The following is a 14,897-nucleotide window of genomic DNA, read 5'->3' as shown; positions in this document are numbered from 1 at the left end:
CTTAAAGGTCAGCTCGACCGGGTCGGGTCGGTCAGGCCATCGCCCATTTCGCGGGCATCGGGCGCGCGGCTGATCGGCAACGACCCCGTCTGCCGTTCCAGGCGGCGATGCACGACCGGCGCGTCCGGCCCTTCATGCAGGGCATGGATCGCATCGCTGTTGGCGATGTCGGCGACGGTGCGCCGCTGATTATGGCGCACATAGTCGAGCCAGGTCGATACATGATAGCGCTCGACCCACAGATTGGGCTCGCCCAGATCGCGCAGCAATTGCCAGCCATGGGCGCCGTCCCTGCGCCGGATACGCCGGCGTTCGCTCATCGCGGACAGGAAGGGCACGATCGAACCGGACGGGATGCGATATTCGATCGTGATGACGATCGGCCCGCTGCGGGGTTCGACCGGGATGACGGTGTCCGGCTCCCGCCAATCGCCGCGCGGATCGAGATTATCGTCGCCGATCTGCGGCAGCGGACGCCATAGCCCCAGCATCGCGGCGGCGAACTGCGCGGCGGCGGCGGCATAGAGGCCGGTCACGACGCCCTGATGTTCCGCCACCCAGCCGAACAGCCAGGCCCCGCCCGCCATGCCGCCAAAGGCGATCATCTGGTACAGCGCCACCGCCCGCGCGACCACCCAGCGTGGCGCCGACATCTGGACCGACACGTTGAAGGTGGACAGCGCCAGCACCCAGCCCGCGCCTGCAAGCATGTAGCCCAATATCGCCAGCGGCAGCAGGTTGCTGGCCGCCGTCAGCGCCGTGCCCAGCGCCATCGACAAAGCGGCACAGCGCACCAGGGTTTCGACCGAGACGAACGTGCGCAAACGCCGGCTGCCAAGTGCGCCCAGCACCGCCCCGACGCCGAATGCGCCGCTGGTGACGCCGAAGGTGAGCGCGCCGCCGCCCAGCACGTCGCGCGCGACCAGCGGCATTAGCGCGGACACGGCCGCCGCGCCGATACCGAAAGCGCCGCTGCGCAACAGGACCAGCTTGATGTTCGGCGACGCGGCGACATAGCCCACGCCCGCAACCATTGCGACGCCCAGCCGTTCGCGCGGCAGCAGCTTGGGCGGCAAATTGGGCCGCCAGCGCGCCAATACGGTCAGCAGGCCGACATAGCTGAGCGCATTCACCAGAAAAGCCGCCGCCGCCCCGGCCGCCGCGACGATGATGCCGCCCAGCGCCGGCCCCATGCTGCGCGCCAGGTTGAAGCCCATGCTGTTCATCGCCACCGCACTGGGCAGCAGCGCGCGCGGCACCATGTCCCCCACCGATGCCTGCCAGGCGGGACCGTTGATCGCGGTGGCGCAACCGATGGCGAAGGTGAAGGACAGGAGCAGCCAGGGCGTCATCAGCCCCCACCATGCAGTCGCCGCCAGCAGCGCGGAGGTCAGCAACATCGCGCATTGGCAGGCGATCATCACCTTGCGCCGGTCCAGATTGTCCGCGACCGCCCCAGCCCACAGCGACAGCAGCATGATGGGCAGCGTCGTCGCCGCCGGTACCAGGGCGATCAGCAGGGGCGAGGCTGACAGAGACGTCATCATCCACGCCGCCCCCACCGACTGGATCAGGCCGCCGAAATTGGACGCAAGGCTGGCGGTCCAGATGGCGCGGAAGGTCGGGATGGAAAAAGGCGACGGGGATTTTTCGGTCGGGGCTTCGGTCACGCTGTCCATGGGGTCGATATAAACGGCAATGGCCGGGGTGCAACGCTTCTCGCCCATTCCGCCGATAGAGCAGCCCGAACCGACGGGGGATTCGCGCGTCTGAAACCCCGATATGCGACAGCGAGTTGGACAACTGAATCGATAGGGCGAACCTGCCGCTACGGCATGCTGGCGGACGCGCGAACAGCATAATAGACACTTGCACTTTACGTAAACGTAAATACATTCGCGGCAACATCCGAAGCGCCGGAACGGCCCCCACGGAGAGGGAATGAACATGGAAGCCTATATTTACGACGCCGTCAGGACGCCCCGTGGCCGGGGCAAGGCCGACGGGTCGCTGCACGACATCACCCCCATCCAGCTTGCGACGCAGGTGCTGGAAGCCGTGCGCGACCGCAGCCAGATCGACACCGCCGATGTGGACGACGTCATCCTGGGCTGCGTCAGCCCGGTCGGCGAACAGGGCGCGAACATCGCCCGCGTCGCCGTGCTGAACGCCGATTATGCGCAGACCGTGCCGGGCGTGCAGATCAACCGCTTCTGTGCCTCCGGCCTGGAAGCGGTGAACATGGCCGCGGCGAAAGTCTATTCGGGCGAAGCGATGTTCGCGATCGGCGGCGGCGTCGAATCGATGAGCCGCGTGCCGATGGCGTCGGACGGAGGCGCCTGGGCGATGGACCCGGCGGTCGCCTACAAGACCTATTTCGCGCCGCAGGGCATCGGCGCCGACGTCATTGCCACCAAATTCGGCATCAGCCGCGACGATGCGGATGCCTATGCGGTCGAAAGCCAGAAGCGCGCCAAGGCGGCCTGGGACGAAGGCCGCTTCAAGAAGTCGATCGTTCCGGTGAAGGATGTGATCGGCGGCATCGCGCTGGACCATGACGAACATATGCGCCCCGATGCGACGATGCAGTCTCTCGGCGCATTGAAGGCCAGCTTTACCGCCTTGGGTGAAGAGATGCCGGGCTTCGATACCGTCGCCCTGCTGCGCTACCCGGAACTGGAAAAGGTCAACCATATCCACCATGCCGGCAACAGCAGCGGCATCGTCGACGGTGCGGCCGCCGTGCTGGTCGGCAACAAGGATATGGGCGAGAAATATGGGCTGAAGCCCCGTGCGAAGATCAAGGCGATGGCCTCGATCGGGTCGGAGCCGCTCATCATGCTGACCGGGCCGGAATTCGTCGCGGGCAAGCTGCTGAGCCGCGCGGGCATGACCACCGCCGACATCGACCTTTGGGAACTGAACGAGGCCTTCGCTTCGGTCGTACTGCGCTACATGCAGGCGATGAACCTCGACCATAGCAAGATCAACGTGAATGGCGGCGCGATCGCCATGGGCCATCCGCTGGGTGCCACCGGCGCCATGGTGCTGGGCACGGCGCTCGATGAACTGGAACGGTCGGGCAAGGGTACCGCGCTCATCAACCTGTGCGTGGGCGCGGGCATGGGCACCGGCATCATCATCGAGCGCGTATAAGCCATATTACCACCCCGTTCGGCCCTTCGACATTCGAACGAGACAAGTGGCTCGTTCGAACAGGGCGAACGGGGGAGAGGAGATCAAAATGAACACCATCACCTTCGACATCGATGCAGACGGCATCGCCACGCTGACCATCGACGTGCCCGGCCAGTCGATGAACGTCATCGGCCCGGATTTCCTGACGGACATGGATGCCGCGATCACGCGCATCGCGTCGGAAGAGGGCATCAAGGGCGCGGTCATCGCGTCGGGCAAGGACAGCGGCTTCATGGCCGGCATGGACCTCAAATATTTCGGGTCGATGCTGGCGACCGGCGACGGCGAACGCCCTGCCCCGGCCGCCATCTTCGACAAGCTGTTCGTGCTGAACGCCCTGTTGCGTCGCCTCGAAACCAGCGGCAAGCCTGTCGCCTGCGCCATCGAAGGCACCTGCGTGGGTGGCGGCTTCGAACTGGCGCTGGCCTGCCATCGCCGGTTCGTGGGCGATAGCAGCAAGACGCAGCTGGGCCTGCCCGAAATCCTGATCGGCCTCTTCCCCGGCGGTGGCGGGTCGCAGCGCCTGCCGCGCCTGATCGGCGTGCAGGCCGCGCTGATGTATATGCTTCAGGGCAAGCTGTTCCGCCCGGCCGAAGCCGCCATGCTGAAGGCCGTGGATCAGGTCGTGCCGCAAGGCACGGCCGTCGAAGCCGCGCGCGCGTGGGTGAAGGCCAATCCGACCGCCAACACCCAGCCCTGGGACGTCAAGGGTTTCAAGGTTCCGGGCGGCGCGGGCGGTTTCAACCCTGCCTTCGTGCAGACCATGGCCGGCGCCCTGCCGATGACGCTGAAGCAGACGCAGCGCAACATGAACGCGCCGATCGCTCTGCTGTCCGCCGTCTATGAAGGCATCACCCTGCCGATGGATCGCGCCATCCGGATCGAGAGCAAATATTTCGCCAAGGTCGCCGCCGATCCGCAGGCATCGAACATGATCCGCACCCTGTTCGTCAACAAACAGGCCGCCGAGCGTGGTGCGCGCCGCCCCAAGGAGGAACCGAAAGCACCGACGACCAAGCTCGCCATGCTGGGCGCGGGCATGATGGGCGCAGGCATCGCCACCGTCGCGGCGCAGGCGGGGATCGAGGTCGTCCTGTTCGACCGCGACCTGGCCTATGCGCAGAAGGGCAAGGCGCATGTCGAAGAGGTTCTGAAGAAGCGCCTGGGCAAGGGCATGACGCCCGAAAAGCTGGAAGCCACGCTGGCCCGCGTCACGCCCACCACCGACTATGCGGCGCTCGCCGGCGCGGACTTCGTGATCGAGGCCGTGTTCGAAGATGTGGGCATCAAGGCGGAGGTGACCAGACAGGTCGAAGCCGTGCTGGGCGCGGACACCATCTTCGGCTCCAACACCTCCACTTTGCCGATCACCAAGCTGGCGCAGGCCTGGACCAAGCCGGAGAATTTCATCGGCGTCCATTTCTTCTCCCCGGTCGAGAAGATGCCGCTGGTGGAAATCATCCTGGGCGAAAAGACCGGCCCGGCCGCCATCGCCAAGGCGCTGGATTTCGTGGCGCAGATCAAGAAGACCCCGATCGTCGTGCATGACAGCCGCGGCTTCTACACCTCGCGCAGCTTCGGCACCTATGTGCAGGAAGGCGCGGAACTGGTCGGCGAAGGCGTCAATCCCGCGCTGATCGAAAATGCCGGCAAGCAGCTGGGCATGCCGACCGGCCCGCTCGCCGTCAGCGACGAAGTGTCGATCGAACTGGGCTGGAAGATCATGAGCGCGGCCAGGAAGGAACTGGGCGACGCCTATATCCGCCAAGGTTCGGACGACATCATGGTCAAGATGGTGGACGCCGGGCGCCTCGGCCGCAAGAATGGCAAGGGCTGGTACGACTATCCCGAAGGCGCGAAAAAGCATCTGTCGCCGGCACTGGGCGAGATGTTCCCGCGCGCGGCCGAGCAGCCCGACGTGGCGGCGGTGAAGGAGCGGCTGCTCTATCGCCAGCTGATCGAATGTGCCCGCTGTTTCGAGGAAGGCGTGCTGGAAACGCCGGAAGATGGCGATATCGGCGCGATCTTCGGTTGGGGGTTTGCGCCCTATACCGGCGGGCCGTTCAGCCACATGGATACGGTCGGCATCGCCCATGTCGTCGCAGTGCTGGACAGGCTGGTGGCGGAACATGGCCCGCGCTTTGCGCCCACCCAACAGCTGCGCGACATGGTCGCGACCGGTGGGCTATTCTATCGACCGGTACCCACACAAGCTGCCGCATAACCTGTTCCCCGGCGAAGGCCGGGGAACAACCCCTGTAAATCGCAACGACACTCGGCTAGGTCTTCCCGAACATTTCGGGGAGACCTTTTTCTTATGAGCAAACCCACGGTACTGGTCACGGGCGGCGCGGGCTATATCGGCAGCCATGCGGTGCTGGCGCTCAAGGACGCCGGCTATGGCGTCGTGGTGATCGACAATCTGGTCACCGGTTTCGACTGGGCCGTGCCGGACGACGTACCGCTGGTGCGCGGCGACATTGCCGACCAGCCGCTGGTGGAAGCGACTTTGCGCGACCATGATGTAAAGGCGATCATGCACTTTGCCGGCTCCGTCGTCGTGCCGGAATCGGTCGAGAACCCGCTCAAATATTATCACAACAACAGTGCCAAGACCCGCGACCTGATCGAAAGCGCGATTCGGGTGGGCGTGCCGCATTTCATCTTCTCGTCCACCGCCGCGACCTATGGCACGCCGGATGTGGAAACGGTGCGGGAGGATACGCCGCAGCGGCCGATCAATCCCTATGGCATGTCGAAGCTGATGACCGAATATATGCTGCGCGACGTGGCGGCGGCGCATCCGATGAACTTCTGCGCGCTGCGCTATTTCAACGTCGCAGGCGCCGACCCGCAGGGCCGCGCAGGCCAGTCGACCGCAGGCGCCACGCACCTCATCAAGGTCGCGGTCGAAGCCGCGCTGGGCAAGCGCAGCCATGTCGGCGTGTTCGGCACGGATTTCGATACGCCCGACGGCACCGGGGTGCGCGACTATATCCATGTGACCGATCTGGCCGCCGCGCATCTGCTGGCGCTGGAGGCGCTGATCGCAGAGCCGACGCGCAACCATCTGCTCAATTGCGGCTATGGCCGGGGCTTTTCCGTGCTGGAAGTGCTCGACGCAGTCGACCGCGTGACCAACAATCCGATCAACCGGGTCATGGCACCGCGCCGGGCGGGCGATCCGGCGCAGTTGATATCCGACAATGGCGCGATCCTGCGGACTTTCCCCTGGACGCCCCGGCATGCCGATCTGGACCAGATCGTGACCCATGCACTGGCGTGGGAACGCAAGCTGGGCGAGCGCGGATGAGCGAGGCGAGCGTCCGCGCCTTCTTCGCGGCCCATGCCCCCGACGTCGCCCTGATCGACCAGGGTGTCAGCACCGCGACGGTGGCGCAAGCCGCCGCCGCGCTGGGCGTGGAACCCGCGCGGATCGCCAAGACGCTGTCGCTGCGCATCGGCGATACGGTCGTGCTGGTCTGCGCACGCGGCGACGCGCGCCTGTCGAACGCGAAGGCCAAGGCGGCGCTGGGCGCCAAGCCGCGCATGCTGGGCGGACATGAAGTGGAGGAACTGACCGGCCATCCGGTGGGCGGCGTATGCCCGTTCGGCCTGCCTTCTGCCCTGCCCGTCTATTGCGACGTGTCGCTGCGCGATTTCGCCACCGTCTTTCCCGCGGCCGGATCGCGCACCACTTCGGTCGAATTGACGCCGGATCGGCTGGCGACCTTGACCGGGGCGACCTGGGTGGACATTTGCACCCTACCAGACGCCATTGCGGAGTAGCCCCATGCCGACCGAACATCTTTTCGCCACCGGGACAGAGGCCGCCGCCGATATCGCCGCGCGCATCGCCGCGCTGTTGGCCGACGGCATCGCCGCGCGCGGGATCGCCAGCATCGCGCTATCGGGCGGCCGATCGCCGCGCCCGGTGCTGGAGGCGTTGAGCAAGGTCGATCTCGACTGGAGCAAGGTCGTCGTCACGCTTGTGGACGAACGCTGGGTCGCGCCCGACAGTGCCGACAGCAACGAACGGCTGGTGCGCGAGACATTGTTGCAGGGGCCAGCAGCGCAGGCGCGTTTCGTGCCGATGAAGAATGATGCGGCCGACGCCTATGCCGGGCAGGCTGCGGTGGAGGCGGCGTTCGTGGCGCTTCCCTGGCCGATCGACATCATATTGCTGGGCATGGGCGATGATGGCCACACCGCTTCGCTCTTCCCCGAAGGCAAGGAACTGGCCGACGGTTTGGCGAGCAAGGCGCTGACCATCGCCGCCACGCCCCCGGTCGCGCCGCACCAGCGCATGTCGCTGACCGCGCACGCAATCCGCCAGAGCCGCCATATCTTCCTGCAGATCAGCGGGCTGGGGAAGAAGGCCGTCTATGATCGCGCATTGGCGGGCGGCGCCGTGGAGGAATTGCCGATCCGGCTGGCGCTGTTGCAGGACGCCGTGCCGGTCGAAGTGTGGATCAGCGAAATATAGCGCTATATCCGTTCGCTCAATCTTTGACCGCATGCGTCGAAATCAGATAGCGCCATACCCCCACGGCGTTGATCACCAGCAGCGCGATATTCTGCCAGCCTATCCCCTCGCTATCCTTGTCCAGAAATCCCCAGCCGATCAGCGCGATCGAACTGGTGACGAACAGGACGAATGCCCATCCGGTTATGCGTCGTCCCAGATTGAGCGAAACGACCAGCGCCGCGATGGTCGCGGCGCCCGCGCCATAATATTGCAGGGCAGTAAGCAATGTCGGGGTCATGCCGGTCGAAACGCGCCGGCCATGGACATGGTTGCCCCGTCATAATAGGCACGCGCCCATGGTTGCCGACATCTCCCCCTTCCACGCCATCGCGATCAGCCGCGAGGCCCATGCCCTCGCAGCGCAGGGCCGTTCCATCCTGCACATGGAATTCGGCCAGCCGTCGACCGGCGCGCCGGCCGGAGCGATCGCGGTCGCGCATCAGGTGCTGGATACCGAGCCGATGGGCTATTGGGAAAGCCCGGCGCTCAAGGAACGGATCGCGCGCCATTATGCCGAAAAGCATGGCGTGGCGGTCGATCCGGAACAGATATTGCTGACCTGCGGCGCGTCGCCTGGGCTGGTGTTGGCGCTCACCAGCCTGTTCGCGCCGGGCGCCCGCGTCGCCACCGCGCGGCCGGGCTATGTCGCCTATCGCAATACTCTCAAAGCGCTCTATCTGGAGCCGGTCGAGGTCGCCTGCGGCCCGGCCGAACGGTACCAGATCAGCGCGGACGCGCTGGCGGCGATCGATCCCGCGCCGGACGGCCTGATCCTGGCCAGTCCCGCCAATCCCACCGGCACGATCATCCCGGCGGACGAACTGGCGCGAATCGCGCAGGTGTGCGCGGATCGCGGCGCCCGCATCATTTCCGACGAAATCTATCATGGCCTCAGCTTCGGGGCGCCGGCCCGATCGATGCTGGAATTCGCGCCCGACGCGGTGATCGTGAACAGCTTTTCAAAATATTACAGCATGGCCGGCTGGCGACTGGGCTGGATCGTGGTGCCGCCGGCGCTGATCGGCGTGGCGCGGGCGCGGATGGGGAACCTGTTCCTGACCCCGCCGGTACTGGCGCAGCGGGCGGGCCTCACCGCCTTCGATTGCACCGACGAACTGGACGGGCATGTCGAGAGCTATCGGCGCAACCGGCAATTGCTGCTGGACGCCCTGCCCGCGCTCGGCCTCGCCAGCATCGCGCCGCCCGACGGCGCCTTCTACATCTATGCCGACATCAGCCACCTGACCCATGACAGCCTCAGCTTCTGCCAGAAGTTGTTGCGCGAAACCGGCGTGGCGACGGCGCCCGGCGTGGATTTCGATCCCGTCGACGGCCACCGCTTCATCCGCTTCAGCTTCGCCGTATCGACCGACCGGGTCGAGGACGCGATCGCGCGCATGGTGCCATGGTTCCAGGCGCAGGACGGGCGATAGAGAGCCGCTATGGGTGGTTAGGGGACGGTCGGGTTTTAAGTGTAACGCCCCGAATAGCGTCATCCCAGCGAAGGCTGGGATCTCAGGCAGGCGCACGCTACGTCAACGGATAGCGTAAGACGGCTGGCCTCCCCCTACTGCCGCCTGAGACCCCAGCCTTCGCTGGGGTGACGGGTATGGGGCAAATGGGAAGGATCGCGATATATCCCATTCTGGTGATAACCAGAACGGACTCCCCCGCCAATCACCGCACCGTGCGCTTGTAGAGATGCACCAGCCAAAGCCCCGTCAAGACCGCCACCGTCAGCAGGCGCGGCGGGAGTTTTTCGACCGCATGGGGCACGCTCCAGAAGAGCGCGTCGCCTACGCTGATGACGATCAGCACAAGCAGGCCGAACAGCAAGGGCGGCAGGATGTGGCGAGCCTTCATGGACTCGGCATAGCATGGTCGCAGGCCGTCCGCGACCGCCGGAGCGCCGTAATCGATCTGCTGATGTCGGAAGGGCCAGTGGTGCGGGTGGTCGGAATCGAACCGACACTCCTTGCGGAACCGGATTTTGAGTCCGGCGCGTCTACCAGTTTCACCACACCCGCACGGCTGGTTGCGCGCAAATGACAAAATCCGGCGCGGGCGTCCAGCCGAAAATCAGCGTGAGGCATAAAAGCCATCCCCTTCGCTTGACACCATGGGGCAGCAGGACCACATGCCGCCCTGAAAATGTAACGTTATATCATTGATTGGATCGCCATGGCCGTCTCCCCCCACCATCAACCCGCAGCGCACTGCCCAAGGACGCAGGATGAGGGCGCCACGCACGGACCGACCGCCTGGCTGGATGGTTTCGCGCTCTGCGCTTCCTCGCTCTGCACCCTGCATTGCCTGGCCTTGCCCCTGCTGTTCGCGCTCCTCCCCGCCTTGGCCAGTCGCGTCAATCCGGGCGAATCCTTCCACCTTGTCATGCTGGCGCTGGCGGTGCCGACCAGCCTGTTCGCGCTGGTGCAGGGCCGGCGCCGCCAGGGTGGGGCCGGTCCGCTGCTGATCGGCATCGCCGGACTGACGATGATGAGCGTCGGCGCACTGATGGCTCAAAGCACGCTTGCCGAAACGCTCTGGACCGTCGCCGGCAGCCTGTCGCTCGCCATCGCCCATATCCTCAACTGGCGGCGCGGGCTGCGCTGACCGATTTTTCGATCCTGATCCGATTCGCGAAATATCCGGCGCTTGCGAAAGCTGCCATGTCATGATGTTGCTGCACACCGGCTTCCACGATAGCCTTCTTGCGTAACGATCCGCGAGCGCTATAAGAGCGCCTCGTGCAGACATAGACAATTTCAAAAACGGAGAAGGACCATCCTTTGACCGAGCCGTCTGCTACGTTCCTGTTATTTGGTGCCACCGGTGATCTGGCGCGCCGGATGATCTTTCCCTCGCTCTACAATCTGCTGTCCGACGGGCTGCTGCCCGACGATTTCCTGATCGTCGCATCCGGCCGGTCCGAAATGGACGACACCGCCTTTCGCAGCCAGGTGGACGATGCGCTGCGCCAGTTTCTGGCCGCCGATCGCTACGAGGCGGATGTCGCCGACCGCTTTGGCGCGATGATCGCCTATCAGCCGGTCGATGCCGGCAATGCCGATCAGTTCGCCGCGCTCGCCAAGCGGATCGACGGCCGGCTGGAGCGCGGCCTGTCGGTCTATCTCTCCACGCCGCCCTCGCTCTTCGCGCCGACCGCGCAGGGCCTGGCCGACGCCGGACTCATCACGCCGCACACGCGGATCGCGATGGAAAAGCCGATCGGCAAGGATCTGGCCTCGTCCAAGGTGGTCAATGACGGCATCGGCGCCTTGTTTGCCGAAAGCCAGATTTTCCGCGTCGATCATTATCTGGGCAAGGAAACGGTCCAGAATCTGCTGGCGCTGCGCTTTGGCAATGTGATGTTCGAACCGCTGTGGAACACCACGGCGATCGACCATGTGCAGATCACCGTGGGCGAAACGGTGGGACTGGAAGGCCGCGTCTCCTATTATGACGGGGTCGGCGCGCTGCGCGACATGGTGCAGAATCATATCCTGCAAATCCTGTCGATCATCGCCATGGAGCCGCCCGCCCGCATGGACCCGACCGCCGTGCGCGACGAGAAGGTGAAGGTGCTGCGATCGCTGCGTCCCATGACCGACGAAACGGTCAAGACGCACAGCGTACGCGGCCAATATTCGCCGGGCGCGGTCAGTGGCCAGATCGTCACTGGCTATGCCGACGAGCTGGGCCAGCCCTCCGATACCGAAACCTTCGTCGCGTTGAAGGCCTATATCGACAATTGGCGCTGGCAGGGCGTGCCCTTCTACCTGCGCACCGGCAAGCGGATGCCCGCCCGCCAGTCCGAAATCGTGATCCAGTTCAAGCCGGTGCGCCACAGCATCTTCGGCCGCGATGGGCACGGTACGGGGCTGGAGCCGAACACGCTCGTCATCCGCTTGCAGCCGGAGGAATATATCCGCCTGGCCATCATGAGCAAAAGGCCGGGGCTGGAGCGGCAGGTGAAGCTGGACGAGGTGACGCTGGACGTCTCCCTGACCGCCGCCTTTGCCGGGCAGCGCCGCCGCATCGCCTACGAACGATTGATCCTGGACCTGCTGGCCGGTGACCAGACCCTCTTCGTCCGCCGTGACGAGGTGGAAGCGCAATGGACATGGATCGATTCTATCATCGACGGGTGGAAAGAGGCCAATATGAAGCCCGCCGCCTATTCTTCGGGGAACTGGGGTCCGTCTTCGGCCATTGCCCTTATCGAACGTGACGGAGCCAGCTGGCATGACTGATTTGAATCCGGTGATCGCAAAGGTCACCGACCGCATCGTGGAGCGCAGCGCCGCCTCGCGTCTCAAATATCTCGACCTGATCGAGCGGGGCCGCGACGCGGGCACCAATCGCGATCAACTGTCCTGCGGCAACCTCGCCCATGGCTTTGCCGCCAGCGGCGAGGACAAGGCCGTGATCCGCACCGGTCGCGCGATGAATATCGGCATCGTGACCTCCTATAACGACATGCTCTCGGCGCATCAGCCCTATGGCCGCTATCCCGAGTTGATCAAGATCGCGGCGCGCGAAGTCGGTGCCACGGCGCAGGTCGCAGGCGGCGTGCCCGCCATGTGCGACGGCGTGACGCAGGGACAGGCGGGCATGGACCTGTCGCTGTTCAGCCGCGACACGATCGCGCTCGGCACGGCGGTGGCGCTCAGCCACGCCATGTTCGAAGGGTCGTTGCTGCTGGGCATTTGCGACAAGATCGTGCCGGGCCTGCTGATCGGCGCGCTGCGCTTTGGCCATCTGCCGACCATCCTGATCCCCGCCGGCCCGATGCCGTCGGGCCTCGCCAACAAGGAAAAAGTGCGTATTCGCCAGCTTTATGCCGAAGGCAAAGTCGGCAAGGAAGAACTGCTGGAATCCGAAAGCGCCTCCTATCATGGCGCGGGCACCTGCACCTTCTACGGCACGGCCAATAGCAACCAGATGATGATGGAGATGATGGGCCTGCACATGCCGGGGTCCGCCTTCGTCAATCCGGGCACCAAGCTGCGGCAGGAACTGACCCGCGCGGCGACGCATCGCATGACGCAGATCGGATGGGCCAAAGACGGAAAACCAAATGACGATTATCGTCCGCTGGGCCATTGCATCGATGAAAAGGCGATCGTCAACGCGATCATCGGCCTGATGGCGACGGGCGGGTCCACCAACCATGCCATCCATGTGCCGGCCATCGCGCGGGCGGCGGGCATCCATGTCGACTGGACCGACTTTGCCGAGATTTCGGACGTCGTGCCGTTGCTGGCGCGTGTCTATCCCAATGGCTCCGGCGACGTGAACCATTTCCACGCAGCCGGCGGCATGGCGGTGATCATCCGCGAGTTGCTCGACGCCGGGCTGCTCCACCGCGACATCATGACCGTCGCGTCGGACGACCTGACCGACTATGGCAAGGAACCGGCGCTGGGGGACGACGGGCTGGTGTGGAACGACGTACCTGCGTCGCGCGACGAAAATATGCTGCGCCCCGCATCCAACCCGTTCAGCGCAGATGGCGGCATGAAGCTGCTCCAGGGCAATCTTGGCCGTTGCGTCATGAAGGTCAGTGCCGTCGATCAGGAACGCTGGACGATCGAGGCACCCGCCGCCGTCTTCCACGATCAGGACGATGTCCTGCGCGCGTTCAAGGCGGGCGAACTGGAACGCGACGTCGTCGTCGTCGTCCGCTTCCAGGGCCCGCGCGCCAATGGCATGCCCGAACTGCACAAGCTGACCCCGGCGCTGGGCGTGTTGCAGGATCGCGGGTTCAAGGTCGCGCTGCTGACCGACGGGCGCATGTCCGGCGCGTCCGGCAAGGTGCCCGCCGCCATCCATCTGTCGCCCGAAGCCCTTGGCGGCGGCGCGATCGGCAAGCTGCGCGACGGCGATCTGGTGCGGGTCTGCGCGCAGACGGGCGATGTGAGTGCCCTGGTCGATGCGGCGACCTGGGACGCACGGGACATCCCCGCCGCCCCGCCCCCGCCCTACGATACCGGCCGCGAGTTGTTCGCCCTCTTCCGCCATCATAGCGACCTGGCCGAACAGGGCGCGTCGCCGATCCTGGCGGCGATGGAAAGCGAGATTTGAACCACCGTCATCCCGGCGAAGGCTGGGATCTCGTGCGGAAAAGCTTTGCCGCCGCCTGAGACCCCGCCCTGCGCCGGGGTGACGATATATAAGAATTGGATGCCCTGATGACCGACATCATCGCCGCCGACATCGGCGGAACCAACGCCCGCTTCGCCCGCGCCTCGCTCGATGAAAAGGGCGTGCCGACCCTTGGCTCCGTGCGCAAATATAAGGTCGCCGACTATCCGAGCCTGCAAGCCTGCTGGGCGGCCTTTGCGCAGGACGAGAAGAAAGAAGGCGAGGGCGACCTGCCCCGCGCCGCGTCCATCGCCTTCGCCACTGCGATCGGGCGCGACGTCATCAAGCTGACCAACAGCAATTGGGTGATCCGCGCCGACACGCTGGCCGGCGACATCGGCGTCGACACCGTGCGCCTCGTCAATGATTTCGAGGCGGTGGCCCATGCCGTATCGCGCCTGCCGGTCGAAAATCTGCCTTTGCTGTTCGGTGAGGATCGCCCCTTCCCCACCGATGGCGGCGTCACCATCCTTGGCCCCGGTACGGGCCTGGGCGTTGCGATGATCGCCTATGACCAGGGGCATCCCCATGTGATCGCGACCGAGGGCGGCCATCTCGACTTCGCCCCGCTCGACCATATCGAAGAGAAGATCCTCTCCTACCTGCGCGACAAATTCCTGCGCGTGTCCACGGAGCGGATCGTGTCCGGCCCCGGCCTCAATTATATCTACAAGGCGCTGGCGACGATCGGCCATGACCGCGTCATGCTGATGGAAGACCCCGAATTGTGGCAGGCGGCGCTCGACGGCAGCGACGAATTCGCCCGCCGCGCGCTGGAGCGCTTCTGCCTTTGCTATGGTTCGGTCGCGGGCGATCTGGCGCTGGCCCATGGCCCGCATAGCGTCGTGCTGGCCGGCGGCCTGACCCAGCGGATGAAGGATTTTCTGCAAACGAGCGGCTTTCACACCCGCTTCAAGGCGAAGGGCCGGTTCGAAAGCCTGATGGCGACCGTGCCGATCCGCTGCGCCATTCATGATGAAATAGGGCTGTTCGGCGCTGCCGCAGCGTTCAGGGAGAAGTGATG

At 65.1% G+C, this 14,897-nt stretch carries 13 protein-coding genes and 1 tRNA gene; 10 read left to right on the top strand and 4 right to left on the bottom strand.

The genetic code is table 11. From position 1 onward, the window contains the following. Positions 1-8: 8 nt before the first annotated feature. Positions 9-1,679 (bottom strand): MFS transporter, encoded by a 1,671-nt coding sequence (locus tag AC07UX_RS02095; protein WP_495191756.1) that lies wholly within the window; start codon positions 1,677-1,679, stop codon positions 9-11. Positions 1,680-1,947: 268 nt separating this feature from the next. Between AC07UX_RS02095 and AC07UX_RS02090 the strand changes: the two genes are divergently transcribed. The 5 genes from AC07UX_RS02090 to pgl all read left to right on the top strand — a co-directional run bounded on the left by AC07UX_RS02090 (position 1,948) and on the right by pgl (position 7,684). Then, positions 1,948-3,156, top strand: a complete 1,209-nt coding sequence (locus AC07UX_RS02090) for an acetyl-CoA C-acetyltransferase (protein WP_495191755.1) — start codon at positions 1,948-1,950, stop codon at positions 3,154-3,156. A gap of 88 nt (positions 3,157-3,244) precedes the next feature. Then, positions 3,245-5,422 carry a 3-hydroxyacyl-CoA dehydrogenase NAD-binding domain-containing protein gene (locus AC07UX_RS02085; RefSeq protein ID WP_495190368.1) on the top strand — a complete coding sequence of 726 codons (2,178 nt, stop codon included), beginning with the start codon at positions 3,245-3,247 and terminating at the stop codon, positions 5,420-5,422. A gap of 93 nt (positions 5,423-5,515) precedes the next feature. Next, complete coding sequence (gene galE / locus AC07UX_RS02080) at positions 5,516-6,511, top strand: UDP-glucose 4-epimerase GalE (protein WP_495190367.1); 996 nt, start codon at positions 5,516-5,518, stop codon at positions 6,509-6,511. Further along, a complete protein-coding gene (locus AC07UX_RS02075) occupies positions 6,508-6,987 on the top strand; it encodes a YbaK/EbsC family protein (RefSeq protein ID WP_495190366.1) in 480 nt (159 codons plus the stop codon). The genes galE and AC07UX_RS02075 overlap by 4 nt, the downstream gene beginning before the upstream one ends. Positions 6,988-6,991: 4 nt before the next feature. Then, positions 6,992-7,684, top strand: coding sequence for a 6-phosphogluconolactonase (gene pgl, locus AC07UX_RS02070; RefSeq protein ID WP_495190365.1), 693 nt, complete (start codon positions 6,992-6,994; stop codon positions 7,682-7,684). Between the two features lie 16 nt (positions 7,685-7,700). On the opposite strand, the gene AC07UX_RS02065 is transcribed toward pgl, so the two are convergent. After that, positions 7,701-7,964: a hypothetical protein gene (locus AC07UX_RS02065; RefSeq protein ID WP_495190364.1), complete on the bottom strand. Its 264-nt coding sequence runs from the start codon at positions 7,962-7,964 to the stop codon at positions 7,701-7,703. Between the two features lie 58 nt (positions 7,965-8,022). Between AC07UX_RS02065 and AC07UX_RS02060 the strand changes: the two genes are divergently transcribed. Next, complete coding sequence (locus AC07UX_RS02060; protein ID WP_495190363.1) at positions 8,023-9,159, top strand: pyridoxal phosphate-dependent aminotransferase; 1,137 nt, start codon at positions 8,023-8,025, stop codon at positions 9,157-9,159. Between the two features lie 244 nt (positions 9,160-9,403). Here AC07UX_RS02060 and AC07UX_RS02055 read toward each other — a convergent pair whose 3' ends face one another. Together AC07UX_RS02055 and AC07UX_RS02050 are read right to left on the bottom strand one after the other, a co-directional pair. Continuing rightward, the gene (locus tag AC07UX_RS02055; protein WP_495190362.1) at positions 9,404-9,589 is read right to left on the bottom strand and encodes a hypothetical protein; all 186 of its coding nucleotides are present in this window, start codon (positions 9,587-9,589) and stop codon (positions 9,404-9,406) included. 79 nt (positions 9,590-9,668) lie between these two features. Beyond that, positions 9,669-9,753, bottom strand: a tRNA-Leu gene (locus AC07UX_RS02050). Positions 9,754-9,907: 154 nt separating this feature from the next. On the opposite strand from AC07UX_RS02050, the gene AC07UX_RS02045 reads away from it, so the two are divergent. From AC07UX_RS02045 to glk, 4 genes are all read left to right on the top strand, one after another. Beyond that, positions 9,908-10,339 (top strand): MerC domain-containing protein, encoded by a 432-nt coding sequence (locus AC07UX_RS02045; protein ID WP_495190361.1) that lies wholly within the window; start codon positions 9,908-9,910, stop codon positions 10,337-10,339. A 176-nt stretch (positions 10,340-10,515) separates the two neighbouring features. Next, positions 10,516-11,979 carry a glucose-6-phosphate dehydrogenase gene (gene zwf / locus AC07UX_RS02040; RefSeq protein ID WP_495190360.1) on the top strand — a complete coding sequence of 488 codons (1,464 nt, stop codon included), beginning with the start codon at positions 10,516-10,518 and terminating at the stop codon, positions 11,977-11,979. Then, positions 11,972-13,813: a phosphogluconate dehydratase gene (gene edd, locus AC07UX_RS02035; protein WP_495190359.1), complete on the top strand. Its 1,842-nt coding sequence runs from the start codon at positions 11,972-11,974 to the stop codon at positions 13,811-13,813. Before zwf ends, edd begins: the two co-directional genes overlap by 8 nt. Positions 13,814-13,920: 107 nt before the next feature. Then, positions 13,921-14,895 carry a glucokinase gene (gene glk, locus AC07UX_RS02030; RefSeq protein WP_495190358.1) on the top strand — a complete coding sequence of 325 codons (975 nt, stop codon included), beginning with the start codon at positions 13,921-13,923 and terminating at the stop codon, positions 14,893-14,895. The last annotated feature ends 2 nt before the right edge of the window (positions 14,896-14,897 follow it).

The organism is Sphingobium sp. GW821-FHT02B05 (assembly GCF_059421905.1).
The sequence above is the reverse complement of the archived record's forward strand: the minus strand, read 5'-3'. Positions and strand labels throughout refer to the sequence as shown.